The sequence below is a fragment of the Maribellus luteus genome, assembly GCF_003576475.1.
In the GTDB taxonomy this organism is placed as follows: domain Bacteria; phylum Bacteroidota; class Bacteroidia; order Bacteroidales; family Prolixibacteraceae; genus Draconibacterium; species Draconibacterium luteum.
Window position 1 is genome coordinate 1 of the sequence record NZ_QWGR01000219.1, and the last position, 553, is coordinate 553.

General features: G+C 65.5%; 1 pseudogene. It reads left to right on the forward strand.

Annotation, left to right across the window (positions count from 1 at the left end):
- A pseudogene (locus tag D1614_RS28670) lies at positions 1-553 on the forward strand (hypothetical protein); the annotation flags it as partial.

The following is a 553-nucleotide window of genomic DNA, read 5'->3' on the forward strand; positions in this document are numbered from 1 at the left end:
GGCGCTGCTGCCGCGCTTCACCGGCCTGATCGAACAGATCCCTCCGCAATATTCGGCCATCAAGGTGCAGGGCGAACGCGCCTACGACCTGGCGCGGGATGGCGAGACGGTCGAGCTGGCCCCCCGCCCGGTCGAGATTCACCATTTGTCCGTTGTAGAACAGATAGATGCCGACCGGTCGGTGTTCGAGGCCGAGTGCGGCAAGGGCACCTATGTCCGCTCGATCGTCCGCGACCTGGCCGTCATGCTCGGCGCCTGCGGCCACGTCTCGGCCCTGCGCCGGGCCCAGGTCGGCCCGTTCGACGAGGATCGGGCGATAACGCTGGAATTTCTGGAGGATTTGTGCCAGAAGGGCCGCGGTTTGGAGGCTTTGCTTCCGGTCGAGACCGCGCTGGACGACATCCCGGCGCTGGCCGTGACCACGGAAGACGCCTTCAGGCTCTCGCAAGGTCGAGCGATCGTTCTGCTTCCCAGACAGGTCGAAACGTTGAAGGCCTGCCTTACAGGCGGGTCCCGAACCGTTTTGGCGACGCAAGGGGGACAGGCGGTTTCG